This is a genomic window from Escherichia sp. MOD1-EC5189 (assembly GCF_002966045.1).
Classification (GTDB): Bacteria; Pseudomonadota; Gammaproteobacteria; order Enterobacterales; family Enterobacteriaceae; genus Escherichia; species Escherichia coli_F.
This window is the reverse complement of record NZ_PTRX01000131.1, coordinates 1-378: the sequence shown is the minus strand read 5'-3', so window position 1 is coordinate 378 and position 378 is coordinate 1. Positions and strand designations below refer to the sequence as shown.

The following is a 378-nucleotide window of genomic DNA, read 5'->3' as shown; positions in this document are numbered from 1 at the left end:
GAATATGCTCGATCAGGCATTCAAAAAGCTTAATCCTCACGAGCATCCTGTTCTGCACTCTGACCAGGGATGGCAGTATCGTATGAGAAGATATCAAAATATCCTTAAAGAACATGGTATTAAACAAAGCATGTCCAGAAAAGGCAATTGTCTGGATAATGCTGTGGTGGAGTGTTTCTTTGGAACCTTAAAGTCGGAGTGTTTTTATCTTGATGAGTTCAGTAATATAAGCGAACTGAAGGATGCTGTTACGGAATATATTGAATACTACAACAGCAGAAGAATTAGCCTGAAATTAAAAGGTCTGACTCCAATTGAATATCGGAATCAGACCTATATGCCTCGTGTTTAACTGTCCAACTTTTTGGGGTCAGTACA

Annotated in this window: 1 protein-coding gene; it reads left to right on the top strand. The window is 38.9% G+C overall.

Going from position 1 to position 378, the window contains the following annotated elements; all coding sequences use genetic code 11:
* The coding region (locus ATB02_RS25880; protein ID WP_032172535.1) for an IS3 family transposase at positions 1-352 on the top strand (352 nt) is incomplete at its 5' end.
* Positions 353-378: the final 26 nt, after the last annotated feature.